We start from the raw sequence: 21,453 nt of genomic DNA on the forward strand, positions 1-21,453 counted from the left end.
GCCGATTAGCTGCCTTGAAGGGCTGGAGCAGGTACGATGTGCGTCTATTTGGATAAATGGCCGGGTTAATGAAATTCAAAGATCTTAGGGATTTCGTGCAGCAGCTTGAGCAGCGCGGAGAGTTGAAACGCATCCAGATGCCGATCTCGCCTGTGCTGGAAATGACTGAAATCTGTGACCGTACCTTGCGTGCCAAGGGCCCGGCCCTGCTGTTCGAAAAACCGGTCGGTTTTGATATCCCGGTGCTGGGCAACCTGTTCGGCACGCCAGAGCGCGTAGCCATGGGCATGGGCGCCGAAGCGGTCAGTGAGCTGCGTGAAATCGGCAAGCTGCTGGCGTTTCTCAAAGAGCCTGAGCCACCCAAGGGTTTGAAGGACGCCTGGTCCAAGCTGCCCATCTTCCGCAAAGTCATCGCCATGGCCCCCAAGGTGGTCAAGGATGCACCCTGCCAGGAGATTGTCATCGAAGGCGATGACGTCGATCTCGGCATGCTGCCCGTTCAAACCTGCTGGCCGGGCGACGTCGCACCGCTGATTACCTGGGGCCTGACGGTCACCAAGGGCCCGAACAAGGAGCGGCAGAACCTCGGCATTTACCGTCAGCAGGTCATTGGCCGCAACAAGATCATCATGCGTTGGCTCAGTCATCGTGGCGGCGCGCTGGATTTTCGCGACTGGTGCGCCAAGCATCCCGGCGAACCTTATCCGGTTGCCGTCGCACTGGGCGCTGACCCGGCGACCATTCTCGGTGCCGTGACGCCAGTACCGGACAGCCTGTCCGAATATGCCTTCGCCGGGCTGTTGCGTGGCTCGCGCACCGAGCTGATCAAGTGCCGTGGCAGCAATCTGCAAGTGCCGGCCAGCGCCGAGATCGTGCTGGAGGGTGTGATTCATCCGGGCGAGATGGCCGACGAAGGGCCTTATGGCGACCACACCGGCTATTACAACGAAGTCGACAGCTTTCCGGTGTTGACCGTCGAGCGCATCACGCACCGTATCAAGCCGATCTACCACAGCACCTACACCGGCCGTCCACCGGATGAGCCCGCCATTCTGGGCGTCGCGCTGAACGAAGTGTTCGTGCCGATTCTGCAAAAGCAGTTTCCGGAGATCGTCGATTTTTACCTGCCGCCCGAAGGTTGCTCGTATCGCATGGCGGTGGTGACCATCAAGAAACAGTACCCCGGTCATGCCAAGCGCGTGATGCTGGGGGTCTGGTCGTTCCTGCGCCAGTTCATGTACACCAAGTTCGTGATCGTCACCGACGACGACATCAATGCTCGTGACTGGAATGACGTGATCTGGGCCATCACCACCCGCATGGACCCCAAGCGCGACACGGTCATGATCGATAACACGCCTATCGATTACCTCGATTTTGCCTCTCCGGTGTCCGGGTTGGGATCGAAAATGGGCCTGGACGCCACTAACAAATGGCCAGGCGAGACCACGCGTGAATGGGGCAGGGCTATCGTCAAGGACGAAGCCACCACACGCCGCGTGGACGAGATCTGGACTCAGTTGGGAATAGACTGATGCGCGTAACCTTGCAGCCGTCAGGTGCGGTGCTGGACACCCTGCCGGGCGAGCGGATTCTCGATGCTGCGCAGCGTCTGGGCTATGAATGCCCGCAGAGCTGTCGTAACGGTAACTGTCATATCTGCTCGGCCTTGCTGGTCGAGGGGCGGGTGATGCAGTCGGGTCAGGAGCTTGATCACGGCGAGATTCATACGTGTGTAGCAGAGCCGCTTGAAGATTGTGTTGTGCTCTGGGATGGCGTGCTGGCCAAGGGTGAACTGCCGGTGCGCAGCTTTGCCTGCCAGTTGAGCGAGTGTGTCGAAATCGGTGGCGATGTCTGGCGGGTAGGCTTGCGCGCCCCGGCAGGCAAACCACCGCGTTATCACGCCGGACAGTACCTGATGATCGAGCGGGAGAATGGCGAGAAGTCGGCATTCTCCATCGCATCGGCACCGCACAGTGGCCGTGATCTGGAGCTGCATGTACTGGCTCGTGAAGACAGTGCGCGCAGTCTGATCGAGCAACTGCAACGCAACAAAATGGCGCGGGTCGAGCTGCCGTTTGGCGATACCCACCTTGCCGAGCTGCCGGACGGGCCGTTGGTACTGATCGCTGCCGGTACAGGTATGGCGCAAATGAACAGTTTGCTTGAGCACTGTCGCTCAGCAGGCTTCAGTCATCCGGTGCATTTGTACTGGGGCGTGCGTCGGCCCGAGGATTTTTACCAGGTCAGCCACTGGGATGAGTGGACGGCACTGCCGAACCTGTTCCTGCACAAGGTCGTCAGTGACCTGTGTGGCTGGGAAGGGCGCTGTGGTCTGCTGCACGAGGCAGTTTGCGAAGACATCAAGGACCTGTCGGCGGTTTACGTCTACGCCAGCGGCTCGCCTGCCATGGTTTACGGAACGCTGGACGCTCTTGTCAGTGCCGGAATGGACGCTCACCAGATGCGCGCAGACGTATTCGCCTACGCACCGCGTCCGTAACGCCGGACTGACGGCTGTATAACTGGAGTGTAAATTGCTTCAGCTGCTTATAGCTTACGGCGATGTCAATTCGCCGCCAGACAACTTTTTGTAGAGGCAGGCCTTTGGTCTGTGGCAACAACCGAACCACGACACCCTGATGCCGCTCACCCACGAGCGAGTCAGCGGGGCTCGGTAAAAACTGACAGCCAGACTGTCAGGGGGGCAAATGGAGAATCCAATCAACGAGTTGGCCGCTGCAGTGCATGACGGCCTTGGGCTGACGTACCCGCCCGTTATCGATCTGGGTCCGCAGCTTACCCGCGAGCAACTGCTCGCATCCATGGACGCCACCATGCGTCTTCATAAGGGCGGCCCGGTCTGGCTGTTCGCCTACGGCTCGCTAATCTGGCGTCCCGAGTGCACTGCGGTAGAGAGCCAGCGCGGTCGAGTGCACGGTTATCACCGTGGGCTTTACCTGTGGTCGCACGAACATCGCGGTACGCCTGAGGTGCCAGGCCTGGTATTCGGGCTGGATCGCGGTGGTTCATGCACCGGCTTTGCCTATCGCCTGCCGGATGAATGCCTGGAGAAATCGCTGCTGGCCTTGTGGGAGCGTGAGATGCCGTATCCGTCGTATCGCCCGCACTGGCTCAATTGCCGCCTTGAAGACGGCAGGAAAGTACAGGCGCTGGGCTTCGTGCTGGAACGGCATTTGCCCAGCTACGCTGGCAACCTGCCCGACAGCGTGCTGAGCCAGGTGCTGGCCAGCGCCAGCGGGCGCTATGGAACCACTCGCGAGTACGTGGAACAGACGGCCAAGGCCCTGCGTAGCCACGCCATGCCAGACCTGAATCTGGAGGCGCGGCTCAAGCGCTGCAAGTCAGAGACCGCCTGACCGGCCTTTGGGTCAGTCCTTGGTATCGCGCGAGGTGCTGGCGACCTGTTTGTGCCGCAGCGTCGGCGCAAGGAATGCCATCGCCAGAATGCACGCGCCGATCAGCAGCACAAAGCCGCCGTCCCAGCCGAAGTGGTCGACCGTGTAGCCCATCGCAGCACTAGCCGCGACCGACCCGCCCAGGTAGCCGAACAGCCCGGTAAAGCCGGCTGCCGTACCCGCTGCCTTCTTCGGTGCCAGTTCCAGCGCCTGCAGGCCGATCAGCATGACCGGGCCGTAGATCAGGAAACCGATAGACACCAGCGCGATCATGTCGACGGTCGGGTTGCCTTCAGGGTTCAGCCAATACACCAGCGTGGCAATGGTCACCAGGAACATGAACACCATGCCGGTCAGGCCGCGATTACCCTTGAAAATCTTGTCCGACATCCAGCCGCACAGCAGCGTGCCCGGAATACCTGCCCACTCGTAAAGAAAATAGGCCCATGAGGTCTTGTCGACCGTGAAGTGCTTGGCTTCTTTCAGGTAGGTCGGGGCCCAGTCCAGCACGCCGTAGCGCAGCAGATAAACGAACACGTTGGCCATCGCGATGTACCACAGGAACTTGTTGCGCAGCACGTATTTGACGAAGATTTCCCGGGCGCTGAATTCCTCTTCGTGGCTGGCATCGTAGCCTTCCGGGTAATCGTTCTTGTAGTGCTCGATAGGCGGCAGGCCCACCGATTGCGGGGTGTCGCGCATGGTGGCGAAAGCAAAGACCGCCACCAGCAGCGCAACGGCCGCCGGCACATAGAATGCTGCGTGCCAGTCGTTGGTCCAGCCCATGCCAAGCAGGAACAGCGGGCCAATCAGGCCGCCGCCAACGTTGTGCGCCACGTTCCACACCGACACCACGCCGCCGCGCTCTTTCTGCGACCACCAGTGGACCATCGTCCGCCCGCTTGGCGGCCAGCCCATGCCCTGTGCCCAGCCATTGATGAACAGCAGCACGAACATGATCGTGACACTGGACGTCGCCCACGGCGCGAAGCCGAAGATGAACATGATCCCGGCAGATACCAGCAGGCCGAAGGGCAGGAAGTACCGCGGGTTGGAGCGGTCCGAAACGATCCCCATGAGGAATTTCGACAAGCCGTAGGCAATCGCGATGGCCGACATCGCCACGCCCAGCTGGCCACGCGTATAGCCTTCGTCGATCAGATACGGCATCGCCAGCGAGAAATTCTTGCGCAGCAGGTAGTAACCGGCATAACCGATAAAGATGCCTGCGAAGATCTGCCAGCGCAGACGCCGATAAGTGCTATCGACCTTTTCTTCGGGAAGGGGTGCCTGATGCCTGGCGGGGCGGAAAAACCCAAACATGGAGAAGCTCCTGATTATTGTTTTTTTGCGAATGCGAATATTACATTTTCATTACAGAAAAAAGCAGTGCCTTCGGACTGATTTTTGTAGGAGATACAGACGTTTTTCTGTTCTTTTATGAACATTTGGCGAGCGTTTGTATGTGTTTCAAAAGTTTGGGATGGGTCCTACAGGCGTATCGGAAGACGCGTGCTTACTGGCCTTTCGGCAGGCTTTTACCATCGTCGTCATTGCGCCGCAGCGGCGCACCACGACGATGAGCCCTTACAACAATGAGAATTTCCGCCTTCATGATTGCCGTCGCACTGGCCCCGCACGTTGGCGCGACGGAGTCATTTCTGGTGCCGGTGTACACGCCAGCACCGGTGTTTCCTCCTGAACTGGTCAAGACCCGCTACGCAGGCAAGGTCCGGGCACAGCTGTGGATAAAGTCCGACGGTCAGGTCCGCGAAGTCAGGGCCGTAGAGAGCGGCCACCCGCAACTCGCCGAAGCGATGGAGCAGGCGCTACGTCAATGGCGCTACAAGCCTTGGGTGGGAACAGTCGGCGCGCCGCCCATGACCACGATCACCGTGCCGGTGATTTTCGGCTCCCATGGCTATAGGCGTTTCAATACCGAAGTCACCGTCGGCTTGGGCAATATCCGTTGCGGTTACCTCAACCACGAAGTGAAATCCGCCCGCCAGGACTATCCCAAAGAGCCGCTGAGTAAAGTCGACGTGTTCTGGTACACCGGGCAGGCGCTGTTCGGCAGTCATGTTGCCCACCAGCGCAGCGAGCCCCAGCGCAAGGCGTTGCTTGAATTGCTCGGAGCGTCGATACCTGCGGTAGTGAGCAACTGCAGAAGCAATCCGGATCATCTATATGGGGATTACCTGCCTGGGCCGGTCAAGGTATTGATGGTCGGGTTGGCCGAGCAAGCGGAGGGCAGCGAATGAGCCGCGTGCTGAGTGTGATCGTGTTGGCGGGGTTACTCTCGGCGGGGACAGCACAGGCGTTGCCGTCGTATCCGGTACCGTTGTATATGCCGGAGCCGGACTATCCGGCGTCGATGCGTTATGCCTTGGTAAAAAACAGTGTCACCGTCAGGATTTTCATTCAGGCCGATGGCGGCGTGCGCTTTCTTGAAGTGCGGGGGGCAACTGATCCGAGGTTCATCAGCCTGACCCGAAGTGCTGTTGAACTATGGACCTTTGAACCCTGGGACCCACCGGCCTCTCATCCCGAGGGCGAAGCAGTCACAGTCACGTTTACCTTCACAGGGCGACCACACAGCAACCCGCCGCTGACAGCCAATGCCGAGCTGAAGCAGGAGTTGTGCTGGCAGTTGAACAGGGAAATGTTCGAGGGTCGCAAATGGCGCAAGGACGTCAAGCCGGATGCGCTAATGCGGACAGAGCTGTACCTGTCGAGCGGTCCGGTCATAGAGCAATTTCTCACCCTGGACGAGCGTCAGGCATTGGTTGTTGAGCTGCTGGAGGCGGCGCCGGGCATTATCGCCCAATGTCAAAAGAATCCGATGCGTAAGTATGTGGATTATTTGCCGGAGAATGTGAGGAAGGTGTTGTAGGAAGGGCGGGGCATCAGCGAAGTGCCAGTATCAAAGCAGTTTCAGAATGCAGCCCTGTGGTTGACGACGACCCTGTGTTTCATCAGAATGCTCGCGAGGGCTCAATAAGAGCAGGGCCTGCTCGATTCAATGACGATACCGGCGAGCAGGTGTGGATTGTGCGAGGCGTCACTCGTGCGGTAGCGGCAACTGGCGACAACGGTTGGCTTTCGACCCCTTTCAGGCCTCGTGTCTGGACGTGCTAAGCAAGCGCTGCGACTACCAGCCCTCTCGTACTCTGAAAAAGGCGCCTATGGCGCTTTTTTTGGTTTCAGAGTCCCTACTTTGATCGCCGGTCGCCTCCTAAGTATTTTGTAGGCGGTGACCACCGAGTAGAAAAATCCTCGTTCAGCTTCTTCTTGTGGCGACAAAATTGCGCACCCTCTGGCATTGCGTATGACCGTAAGTCGATGCCCATCACGCGTCTGATAACCCTCGCAATAAATCTGTGCACCTGCACTTAAAATTCCGGCAACAAATGCAGATACATCCTGAATGGTTTTGCAGCCAGACTTGGCCAGTTCATGACCGTGCCCCTGCCAAATGTGGTTGACTCCAAAACCGCTACTGAAGCCGAAATGCTTACCTACACGCAAATAAATTTCTCCGCCTGGCAAGGTCAGGTTGCGGCTTTCGTACATAGAAATGTAACCGAAGCTCAACTCTCCTGAGGTCGGGTGAGGGATGCAATAATCTTTGTCTAGAGTGGAAAAGTCATAAGCTGTCGGCATATCCGCCGTGGCCAAAACAGTCTGCGTTACCTGGTAAGCCAAGTCAGGCTCGGTCGGCGGCGTTAATGCTGACAAAATCAAGTCGTCCGTAACAAGCAAGGCCCGAGTCGGGAAAGCGGCTATTTTCTCACAGCTTTAATCGTGTTAACGGCGAAGTTGCTATCAGTTATTTCAAGGAGGCGGAGGTCAGGGTCGAGCATGATTTGAGTAGCGATCAGGTCTGTTTTGATGCCTTGTGTCAGTTCCACTTGATGCACAGTGCCGGGACCAAAGCGTCATCGCCTTGGTCCCGGCCTTGTCGCGAAAGATTAGTGAGTGGCGTTCATATGTTGAATTGTTTCAAGCTGGCTCAGTCCGAGCGCGCCGTGAGCGTTGATCGCGTTCGAGAAGTCTGTGATCGCGATTTCGATAGTGCCTCTCAGTACCTTGATTGCATTATCGATTTCTCGCGACGCTTCAGGTCCAAATGTCACCTCGACCGCATGGCGGGATTCGGCCTCTTTAGCGCGAGCTTCCTCGGCGTTGCGCAAGGCCAAAGCGTGCTTGGCTTCTTCGACCTGACGCTGTGCAAGTTGTAACGCGGCCTCTATGGCCCGCTGCTGCGCTGCTTGTTCCTCCGCGAGTCGTCGAGCTGCCGCTTCAGCCTCGGCTCTTGCGCGCGCTGCTTCTTCGGCTTGGCGGTGTGCGGCTTCTTGGGCCATGCGCTCGTTATACTCGCGTTCCTGTTCTATTAGCCGAGCATGCAGCGATTCGAGATTGCCTTTGAGTTCGTTTAGAAAGCGGATGCTCTCCATATGAAAACGGGCGTCTCCCGTCATATAGTAATAATCAGTGGGCACCCCGCCTGGCATACCCCGCATCTGTGCGTTTGACTCAAGAGACGATTTATCCCAGGGATCAGTGCCCCACAAAAAATACGAATTGTCGATGTGGTCCTGTTGCAAGGGCGCGCGTTTGCTGGCAACCAGATGATTGATAGCGTGTATGTGTTTATCGGTTATATCGATGTAACGTGTTCCGTTCCAGTCGCCGACGTGAGCCGCAAGCTCGGCTTGCAGAAAGCCAGGTAATTGCTGGAGGTGATGATGTAATTCTTCCATGGATGATTTCCTTTTTTATAGTGTTAGAGCTGTTTGTGTATGGGGTTCTTACTCTTTGAAGCCCGGCTTGCCATTTTTTGCTCGCCACTCTTTTATTTCTTTCATAACCCCTGCAGCGCTATCCTCCCGGCCTTCGGGTGGATAGCACAATAAATCTGATTTTTCTGGATGTTCAGTCACTTCTGTAATGTGGTCGATAAGGCTAATAACGTATTCTTCGGCATTTTCTTTGGTAGCGCTTACGCCGTTAAAAAGCTCGTTCAGGACTTCCATGAACTCAGCTTCGGTATAGTCACTCAATTGGGATTTGAGATTCATTGGTTTTTCCTGTGAGCTTGAATGTGATCTTTGGATACTTCTAGCCAGATCGCTTCCCTCAACTTGTCAAAGCTTGTAAATGGCCGTCCTCTCAGCTTTTCCGCAATACTGGAAGGAATCGGTGCTGGTTGGCTTGCCGCTGGTCCTCCCATAGTGCGTAGCCAATATCGTGTGGGATATTTAGCTTTTGAATCCAGATTTTCCAGTTTTTGCTCGCCATTCTTTGATTACTTTCAGAACTCCTTCGGGGCTGTCCTCTTGGCCTTCCTCAGGATAAAATATTACGTCCGACTGTGCGGGGTGTTCGGTCACTTTAATGAAATGCTGCAACAATACGTCGACATATGCCCCATATTCTTTCCCTTCAAGCTTGTTGCGCTCGGGAGAGAACTCCCTCAAAAAATCAAGAAACTCTTCTTCAGTGTAATCTTCAAATTTTTCTTTCATAATCATTGTGAACGGTTCCTATGATGCTCTATATGTTGTTTTGGTGTTTTGAATCCCGGCTTGCCATTTTTAGCTCGCCATTCTTTGATTGTTTTTAAAATACCCTCCGGGGTGTCCTCCTGACCTTCCTCGGGATAAAAGATTACGTCTGTTTGCGCTGGATGCTCTGTCACCTTTACAAAGTGCTTAACTAAACGATCCATGTGCTTAACAAACTCATCACCATGAAGTTGAATGTGTTGAGAAGAGAGTCCCCTCAAAAATTCCAGGAATTCTTCTTCGGTATAATCTTCTAGCTTTTCTTTAAAGATCATTTTTTTGGCTCCTGTGATGATCAATATGTTGCCTTGGTGTCATAATAACTAAGTTGTCGATGTCATAAACCGCGCCGCCTTTTGAAATATAATTTTTATGATGGATTTCAAATCTCGTACGGCCTCCGGCTTGGTCGCTGAGTCTAGGGTGGGGCGCACCACCACCTCGCATTATTTCAAGGTTATTCTGAGTAAACTGGTTCCCTAGCTCGGGATCATCGGCTACGGCTATCCAGGTTGCTTTCCTCAGTGAAGCAAAATCACCAAATCGTCGTCCGCGCAGTTGATCTGCAATATGCGTCGGAATCGATGCGCCTTCTGCACGCGTTCTGTCTCCTAGCCAAACTCCAGTCACCGCTTCACCATACCCACTCGCAACCCCCGGAATCGACCTCGGGTCCTTGAACAGCAGGTAGCTATTCGGCAGCCCTGAATCAATCGGCGATATGAGAATGTAATCATCAGGATCATCTCGATCAATCGCCGGGTAAGCTTCAAGCTCGGGTACAAAAGGTGTCACCACGTTGCCTGTATCTTTCGGCAACGCGGGTGGCCCTGCGGGTGAGCTTGTCGAACTGTCCGCCGGTTGTGCTATTGGCGTCCATATAAGGGCCGGTGTCGATTCCCCGTCTCGGATAAACTCGTAGGAATTGTTCAGTGCGTTATAGGTGAAAGTTCTTACGCGAACCTTGGTACCAACTTTCACACCATCCGCAGCTACCCAACGTGCAGCGCCGCTTGCGTCAGCTCCATCGGACGTCAGTCGATGAGGCACATCCAGCGTGCCTTTGACGCTGGCAAGGTACTGCAGATCGATATGCGGTGGCAGGTTGAGCTGCGACAGAGGGGTGGCGATCACAGCAGGCGGCAGTTCTGCGTCGCCCAACGGTTGTGGATACATCGCCAGCAAGGTAACCAGATTGCTGCCAAGCGTTCTGGTCGCGATCCTGATGAGCTGGTCTTTCGCGATGTTGGTCGCAACGGTCCTGATGCCCGGTGCTGCGGTGGTGGTTGACGCGGGGGCAATAACTGACCACAGCTTGTCGATGCCAGCGGCCTGTCGGGATGATGTCCGATCTGCATCCTGACTCGCCGTTTTATTGGCTAGCGACAATTCAGCATGACGCATGGACAGCGCTGCCGATTGTTCATTGAGTAGCGTGACCGAATCGGCAAGAAGCTTTGCTTGGTAGGTTTGAGATAAAGCGTTTACCCACGCTTCATGGGCCTGCTGCACACGTTGAGGATCGCCCTGGCTGTAGTGCACCAGATAGTTCAGGTGATCTTTTTGTGTGGCATGGTCAAGTTCTTGACCGGTCAGACTCAGAGCCTGAGTGCGACGCTCTTCCAGTAAAGGCTGTTTGGTTGCGAGTAAGTAGTTAACGCTGGTTTTTTTCTGAAGTATCAGCTCAAGAGCCTGCTTGTCGCCTGGGTAATCAACATTCAGGTCATGACCCGGCGCTATTTCTTTTTGAAGAGTATTCGGCAGCGATGCAGAAGCCAGTAAATAGTTTTGTGCAAATCCAGATTGTAACGACGGGTAGGCATTCGTCAGCGCTTCAAGAGCCAGTCGATGAGCCTGATCCTTTTCGGCCTGTGCACGTACTTGCGCTTCAATACGTTCTCGCTCGGCGGCTTCTGCCATTGCCTGTGCATTTGCCTCAGCGTCTACTCTTGCGAGGTGAGCCGCGTGTTCTGCCGCTTGCCGCTGGGCTAACGCATGCGCATCTGTTTCTTGTTGTATAGACGTCTCAGCTGTTTATTAGTGATACCTCTTCGACGGCCGCGCCCAAGGCCTAGGCCGGTATTGCTGGGTCCGCCGCCATCGCCACCGATTCCAATGCTCCAGCCTGAGTTACCTCCGCCACTCGCTTTATTAGCAGATGCCTCAGCGGCTGCCCGGTCTGCGGACCCCAAGTCTGGAGTGGGCCAGTATTTTACATATATATGTTTTTCTTGATCGTCTGCCATACAGTTCTCCTTATTAGCTGTATGGCGACTAATTAATCTGCTTTTTCTCCGTCATTGTGATATATAAATATTTTTTGACTAATACTGTATTAAGCGTGTTAATTCACCAAAACCACCACCTTCCCCACAGCCCTGCGCTCACCCAACAAATCAATCGCCTCCCCAGCCTTTTCCAGCGGATAAACCGTCGACACCAGCGGCTTCAATTTCCCTTCTTCAAACCACGCAAACAGCTGCTTGAAGTTCGCCGCATTGTCCTGCGGTTGCCGCTGCGCAAACGAACCCCAGAACACGCCAACCACCGATGCGCCTTTGAGCAGGGTCAGGTTGACGGGCAGGTCCGGGATGCGGCCGCTGGCGAAACCGACGACCAGCAGGCGGCCGTTCCAGGCGATGGCGCGGATGGCCTGGTCGAAGAGGTCGCCGCCGACCGGGTCGTAGATGACGTCGGCACCGTTGCCGTTGGTGAGGCGTTTTACTTCGTCCTTGAGGCTGGCTTCGCTGTAGTTGATCAGTTCGTCTGCGCCTGCGTTTTTGGCGACTTCAAGTTTTTCCGCGCTGCTGGCGGCGGCGATGACGCGTGCGCCGAGAGCTTTACCAATTTCCACGGCGGCCAGGCCCACGCCGCCGGATGCGCCGAGCACCAGCAGGGTTTCGCCGGCTCGCAGGTTGGCGCGTTGTTTGAGCGCGTGCATGGAGGTGCCGTAGGTCATGCTGAACGCCGCAGCGGTGGTGAAGTCCATGCTCGTCGGTATCGGCAGTACGTTGTAACCGGGTACAGCGACCTGCTCGGCAAAACTGCCCCAGCCGGTGAGGGCCATCACGCGGTCGCCGGGTTTGAGATGGGACACCTTTTCACCGACGGCCGCTATCACGCCGGCGGCCTCGCCACCCGGCGAGAAAGGGAAGGGTGGCTTGAACTGGTATTTGCCCTCAATGATCAACGTGTCGGGAAAGTTGACCCCGGCGGCGTGTACGTCGAGGAGGATTTCGTTCTTTTTGATCTCGGGGCCTGGCACGTCTTCAAGCACCAGCGTACTGGCCGAACCGAAGGCTTTGCATAACAGGGCTTTCATTAGGCTATTCCTTTTTCGGTAATGGCCGATAAAGTGAGTTAAGTGGGTTCTCGGGTCAACAAGCATGGCCCGGCCTGATAAGCACACATAAGCTGTAAGCTACGTGGCAAACCGTATTAAGGAGTGGACTGTGAAAGCGTGGATTCTGGTATTGCTGGCCTTGTCATTGCCTGTCATGGCGCAAGAGGAAGCCAAGGAAGAAGGCGGCCCGCCCAAAGCGGCCTATGTCTCGCTGACGCCACCGTTCGTGGGCAACTACGCGCTGGATGGCGGCCCCAAGCTGCGCGTCTACAAGGCTGACATCGCGTTGCGTGTAACGGGTGCCGATGCCGAGGCGGCGGTGAAGCGCAATGACGCCTTGATCCGTAATCAACTGGTGTCGCTGTTCACTCAGCAGACGGTTGATTCCATGAGCAGTGCTGAAGCGAAGGAAAACATTCGTCAGGAAGCGCTCAAGCAGGTGCAACGCGTCATGAACGATGAAGAAGGCAAGCCGATTGTCGAAGACTTGCTGTTCAATAACTTCATCGTTCAATAACGCTTGTCAGCGCAGTGCCAGGATCGCCGCCCACTGTTCGGCGGTGACGGGCATCACTGAAAGCCGACTGCCTTTTTGCACCAGAGGCAGTTGCTCCAGCTGGCTTTGTTGCTTCAGATAACCGAGCCCCAGCACGCTCTTGAAGATATCCACAAACTCGACGTCTATGGCACTCCACGGGTTTTTATCCGCGCTGGCCTTGGCGTCGTGATAGTGGCTGTCGGGGTCCAGCGCAGTGGGGTCCGGATAAGCGGCTTTGGCGATTTTGCCGATGCCGGCGATCCCCGGCTCCGGGCAACTGGAGTGGTAGAAAAAGAATTCGTCACCCTCTGCCATGGTTCTCAAGAAATTACGTGCCTGATAGTTGCGCACCCCGTCCCAGCGAGCGTTACCCCGTTTTTGCAGGTCGCTGATCGAGAATTCGTCAGGCTCGGACTTCATCAGCCAATAGGCCATTGCTCTCTCTCCAGAGACAAAAGTTCACGGTATTACCGGCAGTTTGATCACAAACCGACAGTCGGCTTGCGCCACTATTTGCGTACTGGTTCACGTTACCGCAAAATGCCGCCCTTTAAAGCTCCACGCTGTTGCACGGCCTATACAAAAACCGATGCTGACATCGTATTGATTTGCCTAAGGAGGGCAGTCAATGAAACGCAAGCCTGATTTACTCTGGATTCTGGTTATTCTGTTTGGCTTGGGTGTCGTGACAACCGGTTATGCGCAAAGCTTGTGGACCAGCAAGGATGACGCTCCAGTCGAGATCACTCAACAACAGCAAAAAGTCCCCGGCAGGCATTAAGCCCTGCTTCTGCTCTGATCGTTGATTGCCCTGTTGGCTGAACGATCAGAGTATCTGTGTCAGATACCAGCCTTTATCAGATACCGTGCCTTGTAGCGGTACATCCCAACTGGCCTGCGCCAGTCGATCCACTTTCTGACATTCGTGAGCCAGCCCGAGCAGAACCGGTTTGCGCCAGGCCTTCCTGCGCGCCAGATACGCCAGGCTTCGGTCATAAAACCCTCCGCCCATGCCCAGGCGACCGCCTTCGTTATCGAACCCTACCAATGGCATAAGCACCAGATCGAGTGCCCACACATGGCGTTGTTTCGCACGGTTGATGAGAGGCTCGGGAATGCGGAAGCGATTGGGGATGAATTTCTCGCCTGGACGCACGCGCTGAAAAACCATGCGCGTGCGCGGCCATGCATTGAGCACTGGCAGGTAAGTGGCCTTGCCGCGTCGTTGTGCTTCACGCAGCAGCAGCCGCGGGTCGATCTCGCCATCCATCGGCAGGTACAGCGAAACATGCCGGGCACGTCGAAACAGAGGGTGCTGCGCCAATTGTCGGTAAACATCGCGGGCGGCTTCGCGTTGCTGGCTGCGAGTCAGCGCCCTGCGTGCCTTGCGTAGCTGGCGGCGCAGTTGCGGACGGGTGAGCGATTGGGCGCTGATCATGAGCAGAAGGTCATGCAGGCTGATCCGGGAAGGGAGTTGAAACCAGAGCAGGATCGTCGTTGCCAGACAGCAGGGCTGGCAACGAACTGAATGTGGACTCCCCGACGAACCGCTGTCGGTTTAGCCCTTGAACCCGAAAGTTCAAGGTGGAGATTGCAGGAGGTTTTAAGGCTTTCCGTCGAGCGGACATGCACACCAACCCCAACGTGCAACCCCCGTGGTTGTGCGTATCGGCTCAGGGACATGACCGACTGGCAAGCACTCCAGGGAGCAGCGCGAGTATACAGAAATGCCTCGCAATAATCAGCCCCGAGTTGAATCCGGTGTGCCGGGCGTGTCTGTGGCCAGCACCAGATCGACCTTGTCGAGCAGATCGCGGACCTGTTCGCGAGTCGAACCGCTGGTCTGTACGTCAGGCAAATGTTCTTTATGCAGCAGGTCGTGAGTAATGTTGAGCGCAGCCATGACGGCGATGCGATCGGCGCCGATGACTTTGCCGCTGCTGCGGATTTCACGCATCTTGCCGTCCAGATAACGGGCGGCACTGACCAGGTTGGTTCGCTCTTCCTGAGGGCAGATGATCGAGTATTCCTTGTCGAGGATCTGAACGGTAACGCTGTTGCCATTGCTCATGAGTCTTGCTCCAGGGCTTTGAGGCGCGAAATCATTGACTCGACCTTCTGCCGGGCGATTTCGTTTTTTTCAATGAGTTGGGCGCGTTCCTCGCGCCAGGTCTTTTCCTGAGCTAATAGGATTGCATTTTGGCCTTTAAGTTGCTCGGCATACTTCAGGAGCAGCTCCACACGTTTCATCAGCGCTTGCAGGTCGGTGTCTTCCATTGTTTTCCACTGAATACTTTCTGATGAATGGCAGGGGAGGCGATGCTTGTGCTCAAGCTCGAACCGCCGTCCGGGTGATCTTGTCGCGCGGATAGTCTAGGATACAAGGCCTTCATTCTAGACATTGCGCCGTTTGGCGACTAGCTACCCATGCCCATTCAGAATTCTCCGTACAAAGCGTTCGCCACTCTGCTTAACAGTGGCGGTCACCAGGTATCCCCTGCCGAGCTGCATGGCCTGCTGCTGGGGCGCAGTTGCGCAGGTGCCGGTTTCGATAACGAAGGCTGGTTTGCCGATGCTTCGGTGCTGCTGGAAACCGAGCCGCAAGACAATATCCGCCAGGCGCTTATCGGCTTGCAAGAGATGGTCAAGGGCGAACTCACCGGTGACGACATGACCGTCGTGCTGTTGCTGCCGGGCGACGATGAGCCGCTGACCGAGCGTGCTGCCGCGCTGGGCCAATGGTGTCAGGGGTTTCTGGCAGGCTTCGGTCTGGCCATTGGCGACAAGACGCTCGGCACTGAAGCCAAGGATGTTCTTGAGGATCTGGCGGCCATTGCCCAGGTTCAGGACGCACTGGACGAGTCCGAAGACGGCGAGACCGACTATATGGAAGTCATGGAATACATGCGCGTAGCGCCATTGTTGCTGTTCACCGAATTCAATGAGCCTGCTGCGCCGCAACCCAAGCCTTCTCTGCACTGATTGCCCATCACTGCGACACCGGCCCGCGCTGACGACAGTGCGGCCCGGTAGACTCCATCAGGACTCCTGCTGCCCATGATTCAGATCCCGAAGTCCGAATACGCCCGCCGCCGCAAGGCTCTGATGGCTCAGATGGAGCCTGACAGCATTGCCATCCTGCCTGCTGCGGCGGTTGCCATTCGCAATCGTGATGTCGAGCATGTCTACCGGCAGGACAGTGACTTTCAGTACCTGAGCGGCTTTCCCGAGCCGGAAGCGGTGGTGGTGCTGATTCCCGGACGCGAATATGGCGAGTACGTTTTGTTCTGCCGTGAACGCAACCCCGAGCGCGAATTGTGGGAAGGTCTGCGCGCCGGACAGGAAGGCGCGATCCGCGATTTCGGTGCGGACGATGCATTCCCGATCAACGACATCGACGAAATTCTGCCGGGCCTCATCGAGGGCCGTGACCGGGTCTATTCGGCGATGGGCAGCAACCCTGAATTCGACCGGCATCTGATGGACTGGATCAACGTGATCCGCTCCAAGGCGCACCTTGGTGCTCAGCCGCCCAAGGAATTTGTCGCGCTGGATCATCTGTTGCACGACATGCGCCTGTACAAATCGGCGGCGGAAATCAAAGTCATGCGCAGCGCGGCGGACATCTCTGCGCGTGCCCATGTGCGAGCAATGCAGGCCTGTCGCGCAGGACTGCACGAGTTCAGCCTGGAAGCCGAGCTGGATTACGAATTTCGCAAGGGCGGTTCGAAGATGCCGGCCTACGGCTCAATCGTCGCCTCGGGGCGCAACGGTTGCATCCTGCATTACCAGCAGAACGATGCGGTTCTCAAGGATGGCGATCTGGTGCTGATCGATGCGGGCTGCGAAATCGACTGCTATGCCAGTGACATCACCCGGACGTTTCCGGTGAGCGGCAAGTTTTCTCCCGAGCAAAAAGCGATCTACGAGCTGGTGCTCAAGTCTCAGTATGCGGCTTTCGAGGCCATCGGCCCCGACAAGCACTGGAACCAGGCGCACGAAGCGACGGTCCAGGTGATTACCGCAGGTCTGGTCGAGCTGGGTTTGCTGCGAGGCGACGTCGATCAGTTGATCGAGAGCGAGGCCTACAAGATGTTTTACATGCACCGTGCCGGGCATTGGCTGGGCATGGATGTGCACGACGTCGGCGAATACAAGGTCGGCGGCGAGTGGCGTGTACTGGAGGTCGGCATGACGCTGACTGTTGAACCCGGGATCTACATATCCCCCGACAATCTGGACGTCGCGAAGAAATGGCGAGGTATTGGTGTGCGAATCGAAGACGACGTGGTTGTAACCAGGCAGGGCTGTGAAATTCTGTCCGGTGGCGTGCCCAAGACCGTCGCCGAGATCGAGGCGCTGATGGCGGCTGCAAAGGCACAGGTCGCATGAGCCGCTTTAATATCGCCATCGTCGGCGGCGGATTGGTGGGTGCAAGTCTCGCGCTTTCACTGCAGGCCGGTGCCAGGGCGCGCGGCTGGAAGATCGTGCTCATCGAACCCTTTGCGCCGGGTGAGGCCTGGCAGCCCAGCTACGATGCGCGCTCTTCGGCGCTGTCGTTCGGCTCGCGACGCATCTATGAGCGGCTTGGCCTCTGGCAGCAGATATCCCGCCGCGCCGAGCCGATTCTGCAAATTCAGGTCTCGGACCGTGGCCGCTTCGGCGCGACCCGTTTGTCTGCGATCGAAGAGGGTGTTCCGGCGCTCGGCTACGTGGTCGAGAACGCCTGGCTCGGTCAGGCACTGTGGGCGGCGCTGGATCGTGATGTCGTCAGTTGGCGTGTGCCGGCCGAGGTCAGGCACATGCAGCCGCTGGCCGATGGTTATCGCCTGAGCCTGAGTGACGAAACCGAGCTGGATTGTGATCTGGCCGTGCTGGCCGATGGCGGTCGCTCCAGCCTGCGCGAGCAGCTGGGTATTGGAGTGCGGCAACGGCCCTACGACCAGCATGCGCTGATTGCCAATATCACGCCGAGCGAAGCTCACTGCGGGCAGGCGTTCGAGCGTTTTACCGAGGACGGGCCGATGGCGCTGCTGCCATTGCCGGAAAACCGCTGTGCGCTGGTCTGGACGCGTCCGGGCAACGATACCCAGCGCCTGGCCGAGCTGGACGACCGCAGTTTTCTGGAAGAGCTGCAGGGCGTGTTTGGCTATCGTCTGGGCACGCTGCGTCAGGTCGGTGCACGGCATGTCTACCCCCTGGCGCTGATCGAGGCCGAAGAGCAGGTGCGTTCGCATCTGGTGATTCTGGGTAATGCGGCGCACAGCCTGCATCCGGTTGCCGGGCAGGGGTTCAATCTGTCCTTGCGTGACGCCGATGCACTGGCCGAGACGCTGCTGGACAGCGCCGCGCCGCCCGGTGAGTTGTCTACTCTGCAGCTCTACCGTGAGCGTCAGCGTCATGATCAGCAATTGACCGTGGGTTTCTCCGACAAGGTGACACGCCTGTTCGGCAGCTCCCGGTCGGCGGTTGCCACCGGGCGTAACGTCGGGTTGCTGGGCCTGGACCTGTTGCCAGCCGCCAAGCGCTGGTTTGCCCGCCAGGCCATGGGCCTGGGGACTCGATCCGATGTGTGAATCACACACTTTAAACACACGGCTGCGGCCGCAAGCGAGAACGGTTTGACCATGGAAACGCGCGCAGATGTGCTGATTGTCGGAGCCGGAATGGTCGGCAGCGCCCTTGCTCTTGCATTGGAGGGCAGCGGTCTTGATGTTCTGGTGGTCGACGGTGGGCCGCTGAGCGTCAAACCCTTTGACCAACAGTCGGCTTTCGAGCCACGGGTCAGTGCCTTGTCGACAGCCAGTCAGCGAATTCTTCAGCGGCTGGGCGTATGGGAAGGCATCGCGGCCCGTCGCATCAGCCCGTACGCGCACATGCAGGTCTGGGATGGCAGCGGCACCGGGCAGATTCACTTCTCTGCCTCCAGCGTGCATGCTGATGTGCTGGGCCATATCGTCGAGAACCGCGTGGTGCAGGATGCGTTGCTCGACCGTCTGCATGAAAGCGACATCGGCTTGCTGGCCAATGCGCGGCTGGAGCAGATGCGCCACTCCGGAGATGACTGGCTGCTGACCCTGGCCGACGGTCGCCAGTTGCGCGCACCGCTGGTGGTTGCCGCCGATGGTGCCAATTCTGCGGTGCGCCGCCTGACCGAAACGCCGACCCGTGAGTGGGATTACCTGCATCACGCTATCGTCACCAGTGTGCGCACCGCTGATTCCCACAGGAAAACTGCCTGGCAGCGTTTTACCGACGACGGCCCCTTGGCTTTTCTGCCACTGGAGCGCGAGTGCGAGCACTGGTGCTCTATTGTCTGGTCAGTCACACCGGCTGAAGCCGAGCGCCTGATGGTGCTGGAAGATGACCTGTTCTGTCGTGAACTGGAGCAGGCATTCGAGGGGCGTCTGGGTCAGGTAGTGTCTGCCGATGAGCGCGTTTGTGTGCCACTGCGTCAGCGTCACGCCAAGCGTTACGTTGCCAGGGGGTTGGCGTTGATTGGCGATGCGGCACATACCATTCACCCGCTGGCCGGGCAGGGCGTGAACCTGGGCTTTCTCGACGCAGCCGTGCTGGCGCAAGTCCTGACCCACGCTGCCGGGCGTGGTGAACGCTGGTCTGACCTGCGCGTGCTGGGCCGCTACGAGCGTCGTCGCATGCCGCACAACCTGGCATTGATGGCCGCAATGGAAGGCTTCGAACGGCTGTTTCAGGCCAACCAATTGCCACTGCGCTGGTTGCGTAATACCGGTTTGAAAATGGTCAACCGGATGCCCGAAGCCAAGGCACTGTTCGTGCGCGAAGCGTTGGGGTTGTCGGGAGATTTGCCTGAGCTGGCGCGGCTTGAGCCCGCCACTACTCTATAAGGTCGGACGCGGAGCGTCGCACGATAGTTGAAGATCGTTCCTCATGCTCCAGCGTAGGAATGCTTTGCGTGTGCGCCGCGCCGCTTAATCAAGAGAGGACGCAGAGCGTCCAGAACGGCATGCGACGCGGAGCGTCGCACGATAGTTGATGATCGTTCCTCATACTCAGCGCACCAATCCGTTGCGATACTGCCCTGGTGTCAGTCCGGTCCAGCGTTTAAAGGCGCGGCTCAGGCTGGTGGTGTCGGTAAAGCCCAGCAGGTAGGCGATTTCGCTCAGCGAGCTTTGCGGATCGTTCATGTGCAGCAATGCCAGGTTCTGGCGGCATTGATTGAGCAGCAGGTCGTAACAGCAGCCCTCGTCGGCCAGATGACGTTGCAAACTGCGCGTGCTTAGGTGCAGGGCTTCGGCGATGGTTCTGACGGTGGGTTCGCCATCCGGCAGAAGGGTTTCGATGGCCGAGCGAACGCGCTGCTCCCAGATCAGCGAAGGTAACGGATCGCCCTTGGATTCCTGCCTGTTTACCTGTACCGGGCCGTCATCCAGATGGCTGTCGAACTGATCACCGCCAAATTCCAGCAAGTTCTCTTGCGCCGCGAACATCACCGGCGAGCGGAACAGATCCTGCCAGGGCTGCGGATTATCAGGTGCGGGACGTTGCAGATGCACCGCCAGCGGCGCGTAGCCCCTGCCTAACCGGTTGCGGCAGGTGCGCACATAAATGGCGGCGAATGCATCCAGCAACTCATGAGCGGGTAGCTGACACGATTTCGGCGTGCCGAAGCGGAATTCATAGCGCTCGCCCACCGTTCTGAAGTCCAGCTCCAGAGAGTCCTCAGCCATTGAGCGGTAACGTACGATACGTTCGAAAACCTCACGCAGTGAACCGCTGGCCACCAGCGTATAGCCCAGCGCGTGGAACGACGTGGGGCTGACAAAGCGCGAGACACGCAAACCCAGGGTTGGATCGAGGCAGGCCTGTACCGCTCGCTGCCAGAGGTCGGCGGTGATGTCTGAGGGAAACTGTGCGCCGGGATCACCCAGCATACTCGGGTCTATGCCAGCGCTCTGGCACAACGCGTTGCTATCCACGCCCAATGCATCGAGCTGCTTGCGCAATGCAGGGGTCCAGCTGGCGAGACTGCTTGGCTCAGGCATGTGGACGCCTCTCCCTGACATGAGGTGATTCAGCGTCGGGCTGTGCCGACATGGTTTCGCGGGGCATTTCCGTTGCCTGACGCCGTGACCAAGAATGAAAGCTTTTGTGACAGTTGTACAAGTCTTTAGACACGTTTCTTGCCATCGGCCGGCAATCGTCACGTGTCAGGGGCGTCGGGCAGCGCTGAATAGGTCAAAGCGGCCTATGAATACGCTTCGACCAAGCAGTTGTCGTATAACAAAAAAACCGAGCCTTTTCAGTAAACCTCCGCGGGCCCTTTTCTTGAGGAAGCCGAGCGATGATGTCATTTGACACTGGCACGGCAAATGACTATAAATGCGCCATGTTGTACGACAACCTAAGACTTGCAGAAAATTACAACCACAAAAATAATTCAAAGAGTAACAAGTCCATGACCAGTCTGATTTCTCAGGCAATAAAAAGTTTATATCCCCCGTTTTTTCGACTTTTTCGCACGATTGTCGGCGAATTACCTCGATAGCCCTGCCTGGAACGCCCGTAACCTGAAGTTACATAAAACCAGCCGCCTCACGGTCATGG

24 protein-coding genes, 1 other RNA gene and 1 pseudogene are annotated in these 21,453 nt (G+C 57.3%); 11 read left to right on the forward strand and 15 right to left on the reverse strand.

Going from position 1 to position 21,453, the window contains the following annotated elements:
• Positions 1-68: 68 nt before the first annotated feature.
• From ubiD to RYC18_RS24410, 3 genes are all read left to right on the forward strand, one after another.
• A complete protein-coding gene (gene ubiD / locus RYC18_RS24400; RefSeq protein WP_002551561.1) occupies positions 69-1,535 on the forward strand; it encodes a 4-hydroxy-3-polyprenylbenzoate decarboxylase in 1,467 nt (488 codons plus the stop codon).
• Entirely contained in the window at positions 1,535-2,503 is a 969-nt protein-coding gene (locus tag RYC18_RS24405; RefSeq protein ID WP_004655176.1) for a CDP-6-deoxy-delta-3,4-glucoseen reductase, read from the forward strand. The genes ubiD and RYC18_RS24405 overlap by 1 nt, the downstream gene beginning before the upstream one ends.
• Before the next feature lie 208 nt (positions 2,504-2,711).
• Positions 2,712-3,380 carry a gamma-glutamylcyclotransferase gene (locus RYC18_RS24410; RefSeq protein ID WP_002551563.1) on the forward strand — a complete coding sequence of 223 codons (669 nt, stop codon included), beginning with the start codon at positions 2,712-2,714 and terminating at the stop codon, positions 3,378-3,380.
• A gap of 12 nt (positions 3,381-3,392) precedes the next feature.
• Here RYC18_RS24410 and glpT read toward each other — a convergent pair whose 3' ends face one another.
• Positions 3,393-4,742: a glycerol-3-phosphate transporter gene (gene glpT / locus RYC18_RS24415; protein WP_005744792.1), complete on the reverse strand. Its 1,350-nt coding sequence runs from the start codon at positions 4,740-4,742 to the stop codon at positions 3,393-3,395.
• 272 nt (positions 4,743-5,014) lie between these two features.
• On the opposite strand from glpT, the gene RYC18_RS24420 reads away from it, so the two are divergent.
• Positions 5,015-5,680, forward strand: coding sequence for an energy transducer TonB (locus RYC18_RS24420; RefSeq protein ID WP_086003987.1), 666 nt, complete (start codon positions 5,015-5,017; stop codon positions 5,678-5,680).
• Positions 5,677-6,312 (forward strand): hypothetical protein, encoded by a 636-nt coding sequence (locus RYC18_RS24425; RefSeq protein ID WP_005778557.1) that lies wholly within the window; start codon positions 5,677-5,679, stop codon positions 6,310-6,312. Before RYC18_RS24420 ends, RYC18_RS24425 begins: the two co-directional genes overlap by 4 nt.
• A gap of 290 nt (positions 6,313-6,602) precedes the next feature.
• On the opposite strand, the gene RYC18_RS24430 is transcribed toward RYC18_RS24425, so the two are convergent.
• From RYC18_RS24430 to RYC18_RS24460, 8 genes and pseudogenes are all read right to left on the reverse strand, one after another.
• Positions 6,603-7,181: a hypothetical protein gene (locus tag RYC18_RS24430; RefSeq protein ID WP_223886826.1), complete on the reverse strand. Its 579-nt coding sequence runs from the start codon at positions 7,179-7,181 to the stop codon at positions 6,603-6,605.
• A gap of 209 nt (positions 7,182-7,390) precedes the next feature.
• Positions 7,391-8,182, reverse strand: a complete 792-nt coding sequence (locus tag RYC18_RS24435) for a hypothetical protein (RefSeq protein ID WP_005744788.1) — start codon at positions 8,180-8,182, stop codon at positions 7,391-7,393.
• Positions 8,183-8,230: 48 nt separating this feature from the next.
• Positions 8,231-8,500, reverse strand: coding sequence for a bacteriocin immunity protein (locus tag RYC18_RS24440; protein WP_005744786.1), 270 nt, complete (start codon positions 8,498-8,500; stop codon positions 8,231-8,233).
• Between the two features lie 26 nt (positions 8,501-8,526).
• Positions 8,527-8,673, reverse strand: a pseudogene (locus RYC18_RS26600) (hypothetical protein); the annotation flags it as partial.
• A 7-nt stretch (positions 8,674-8,680) separates the two neighbouring features.
• Positions 8,681-8,953: a bacteriocin immunity protein gene (locus RYC18_RS24445; protein ID WP_005744785.1), complete on the reverse strand. Its 273-nt coding sequence runs from the start codon at positions 8,951-8,953 to the stop codon at positions 8,681-8,683.
• Positions 8,950-9,261, reverse strand: coding sequence for a bacteriocin immunity protein (locus RYC18_RS24450; protein WP_005744783.1), 312 nt, complete (start codon positions 9,259-9,261; stop codon positions 8,950-8,952). Before RYC18_RS24450 ends, RYC18_RS24445 begins: the two co-directional genes overlap by 4 nt.
• On the reverse strand, positions 9,251-10,906 hold the full coding sequence (locus RYC18_RS24455) for an S-type pyocin domain-containing protein (protein ID WP_316886953.1): 1,656 nt from the start codon (positions 10,904-10,906) through the stop codon (positions 9,251-9,253). Before RYC18_RS24455 ends, RYC18_RS24450 begins: the two co-directional genes overlap by 11 nt.
• A gap of 424 nt (positions 10,907-11,330) precedes the next feature.
• Complete coding sequence (locus RYC18_RS24460) at positions 11,331-12,308, reverse strand: NADPH:quinone oxidoreductase family protein (protein ID WP_016982319.1); 978 nt, start codon at positions 12,306-12,308, stop codon at positions 11,331-11,333.
• A gap of 130 nt (positions 12,309-12,438) precedes the next feature.
• On the opposite strand from RYC18_RS24460, the gene RYC18_RS24465 reads away from it, so the two are divergent.
• Entirely contained in the window at positions 12,439-12,846 is a 408-nt protein-coding gene (locus RYC18_RS24465) for a flagellar basal body-associated protein FliL (RefSeq protein WP_002551568.1), read from the forward strand.
• 6 nt (positions 12,847-12,852) lie between these two features.
• Here RYC18_RS24465 and RYC18_RS24470 read toward each other — a convergent pair whose 3' ends face one another.
• On the reverse strand, positions 12,853-13,302 hold the full coding sequence (locus RYC18_RS24470; protein ID WP_005745719.1) for an EVE domain-containing protein: 450 nt from the start codon (positions 13,300-13,302) through the stop codon (positions 12,853-12,855).
• 193 nt (positions 13,303-13,495) lie between these two features.
• Between RYC18_RS24470 and RYC18_RS24475 the strand changes: the two genes are divergently transcribed.
• Complete coding sequence (locus RYC18_RS24475; protein WP_004655149.1) at positions 13,496-13,648, forward strand: hypothetical protein; 153 nt, start codon at positions 13,496-13,498, stop codon at positions 13,646-13,648.
• A gap of 45 nt (positions 13,649-13,693) precedes the next feature.
• Here RYC18_RS24475 and RYC18_RS24480 read toward each other — a convergent pair whose 3' ends face one another.
• The 4 genes from RYC18_RS24480 to RYC18_RS24495 all read right to left on the reverse strand — a co-directional run bounded on the left by RYC18_RS24480 (position 13,694) and on the right by RYC18_RS24495 (position 15,144).
• On the reverse strand, positions 13,694-14,305 hold the full coding sequence (locus tag RYC18_RS24480) for a 5-formyltetrahydrofolate cyclo-ligase (RefSeq protein WP_004666527.1): 612 nt from the start codon (positions 14,303-14,305) through the stop codon (positions 13,694-13,696).
• A gap of 94 nt (positions 14,306-14,399) precedes the next feature.
• Positions 14,400-14,578: non-coding RNA, 6S RNA (gene ssrS, locus RYC18_RS24485), on the reverse strand.
• Positions 14,579-14,608: 30 nt separating this feature from the next.
• Entirely contained in the window at positions 14,609-14,938 is a 330-nt protein-coding gene (locus tag RYC18_RS24490) for a cell division protein ZapA (RefSeq protein WP_003317331.1), read from the reverse strand.
• On the reverse strand, positions 14,935-15,144 hold the full coding sequence (locus RYC18_RS24495) for a TIGR02449 family protein (RefSeq protein WP_004655143.1): 210 nt from the start codon (positions 15,142-15,144) through the stop codon (positions 14,935-14,937). The genes RYC18_RS24490 and RYC18_RS24495 overlap by 4 nt, the downstream gene beginning before the upstream one ends.
• Before the next feature lie 150 nt (positions 15,145-15,294).
• Between RYC18_RS24495 and RYC18_RS24500 the strand changes: the two genes are divergently transcribed.
• The 4 genes from RYC18_RS24500 to RYC18_RS24515 all read left to right on the forward strand — a co-directional run bounded on the left by RYC18_RS24500 (position 15,295) and on the right by RYC18_RS24515 (position 19,733).
• The gene (locus RYC18_RS24500) at positions 15,295-15,849 is read left to right on the forward strand and encodes a YecA family protein (protein ID WP_004655142.1); all 555 of its coding nucleotides are present in this window, start codon (positions 15,295-15,297) and stop codon (positions 15,847-15,849) included.
• 75 nt (positions 15,850-15,924) lie between these two features.
• Entirely contained in the window at positions 15,925-17,259 is a 1,335-nt protein-coding gene (gene pepP, locus RYC18_RS24505; RefSeq protein ID WP_005734811.1) for a Xaa-Pro aminopeptidase, read from the forward strand.
• Positions 17,256-18,443: a 2-octaprenyl-6-methoxyphenyl hydroxylase gene (gene ubiH, locus RYC18_RS24510; protein ID WP_005744763.1), complete on the forward strand. Its 1,188-nt coding sequence runs from the start codon at positions 17,256-17,258 to the stop codon at positions 18,441-18,443. The genes pepP and ubiH overlap by 4 nt, the downstream gene beginning before the upstream one ends.
• 51 nt (positions 18,444-18,494) lie before the next feature.
• Positions 18,495-19,733, forward strand: a complete 1,239-nt coding sequence (locus tag RYC18_RS24515) for a 2-octaprenyl-3-methyl-6-methoxy-1,4-benzoquinol hydroxylase (RefSeq protein WP_005744764.1) — start codon at positions 18,495-18,497, stop codon at positions 19,731-19,733.
• A 165-nt stretch (positions 19,734-19,898) separates the two neighbouring features.
• Here RYC18_RS24515 and RYC18_RS24520 read toward each other — a convergent pair whose 3' ends face one another.
• Positions 19,899-20,891, reverse strand: a complete 993-nt coding sequence (locus RYC18_RS24520) for an AraC family transcriptional regulator (protein ID WP_005744766.1) — start codon at positions 20,889-20,891, stop codon at positions 19,899-19,901.
• Positions 20,892-21,453 lie beyond the last annotated feature (562 nt).

Source organism: Pseudomonas syringae group sp. 247E2 (assembly GCF_032587795.1).
In the GTDB taxonomy this organism is placed as follows: domain Bacteria; phylum Pseudomonadota; class Gammaproteobacteria; order Pseudomonadales; family Pseudomonadaceae; genus Aquipseudomonas; species Aquipseudomonas amygdali.

What these genes read in the sequence shown, in the direction of transcription:
- RYC18_RS24440 (WP_005744786.1), bottom strand. Translation starts at nt 8,500, where the DNA reads ATGAATCTCAAATCCCAATTGAGTGACTATACCGAAGCTGAGTTCATG.
- RYC18_RS24500 (WP_004655142.1), top strand. Translation starts at nt 15,295, where the DNA reads ATGCCCATTCAGAATTCTCCGTACAAAGCGTTCGCCACTCTGCTTAAC.
- pepP (WP_005734811.1), top strand. Translation starts at nt 15,925, where the DNA reads ATGATTCAGATCCCGAAGTCCGAATACGCCCGCCGCCGCAAGGCTCTG.
- RYC18_RS24495 (WP_004655143.1), bottom strand. Translation starts at nt 15,144, where the DNA reads ATGGAAGACACCGACCTGCAAGCGCTGATGAAACGTGTGGAGCTGCTC.
- RYC18_RS24470 (WP_005745719.1), bottom strand. Translation starts at nt 13,302, where the DNA reads ATGGCCTATTGGCTGATGAAGTCCGAGCCTGACGAATTCTCGATCAGC.
- RYC18_RS24480 (WP_004666527.1), bottom strand. Translation starts at nt 14,305, where the DNA reads ATGATCAGCGCCCAATCGCTCACCCGTCCGCAACTGCGCCGCCAGCTA.
- RYC18_RS24490 (WP_003317331.1), bottom strand. Translation starts at nt 14,938, where the DNA reads ATGAGCAATGGCAACAGCGTTACCGTTCAGATCCTCGACAAGGAATAC.
- RYC18_RS24450 (WP_005744783.1), bottom strand. Translation starts at nt 9,261, where the DNA reads ATGATCTTTAAAGAAAAGCTAGAAGATTATACCGAAGAAGAATTCCTG.
- RYC18_RS24455 (WP_316886953.1), bottom strand. Translation starts at nt 10,906, where the DNA reads ATGGCAGAAGCCGCCGAGCGAGAACGTATTGAAGCGCAAGTACGTGCA.
- RYC18_RS24410 (WP_002551563.1), top strand. Translation starts at nt 2,712, where the DNA reads ATGGAGAATCCAATCAACGAGTTGGCCGCTGCAGTGCATGACGGCCTT.
- ubiH (WP_005744763.1), top strand. Translation starts at nt 17,256, where the DNA reads ATGAGCCGCTTTAATATCGCCATCGTCGGCGGCGGATTGGTGGGTGCA.
- RYC18_RS24520 (WP_005744766.1), bottom strand. Translation starts at nt 20,891, where the DNA reads ATGCCTGAGCCAAGCAGTCTCGCCAGCTGGACCCCTGCATTGCGCAAG.
- RYC18_RS24425 (WP_005778557.1), top strand. Translation starts at nt 5,677, where the DNA reads ATGAGCCGCGTGCTGAGTGTGATCGTGTTGGCGGGGTTACTCTCGGCG.
- RYC18_RS24515 (WP_005744764.1), top strand. Translation starts at nt 18,495, where the DNA reads ATGGAAACGCGCGCAGATGTGCTGATTGTCGGAGCCGGAATGGTCGGC.
- RYC18_RS24475 (WP_004655149.1), top strand. Translation starts at nt 13,496, where the DNA reads ATGAAACGCAAGCCTGATTTACTCTGGATTCTGGTTATTCTGTTTGGC.
- RYC18_RS24420 (WP_086003987.1), top strand. Translation starts at nt 5,015, where the DNA reads ATGAGAATTTCCGCCTTCATGATTGCCGTCGCACTGGCCCCGCACGTT.
- RYC18_RS24445 (WP_005744785.1), bottom strand. Translation starts at nt 8,953, where the DNA reads ATGATTATGAAAGAAAAATTTGAAGATTACACTGAAGAAGAGTTTCTT.
- RYC18_RS24405 (WP_004655176.1), top strand. Translation starts at nt 1,535, where the DNA reads ATGCGCGTAACCTTGCAGCCGTCAGGTGCGGTGCTGGACACCCTGCCG.
- RYC18_RS24460 (WP_016982319.1), bottom strand. Translation starts at nt 12,308, where the DNA reads ATGAAAGCCCTGTTATGCAAAGCCTTCGGTTCGGCCAGTACGCTGGTG.
- ubiD (WP_002551561.1), top strand. Translation starts at nt 69, where the DNA reads ATGAAATTCAAAGATCTTAGGGATTTCGTGCAGCAGCTTGAGCAGCGC.
- RYC18_RS24435 (WP_005744788.1), bottom strand. Translation starts at nt 8,182, where the DNA reads ATGGAAGAATTACATCATCACCTCCAGCAATTACCTGGCTTTCTGCAA.
- glpT (WP_005744792.1), bottom strand. Translation starts at nt 4,742, where the DNA reads ATGTTTGGGTTTTTCCGCCCCGCCAGGCATCAGGCACCCCTTCCCGAA.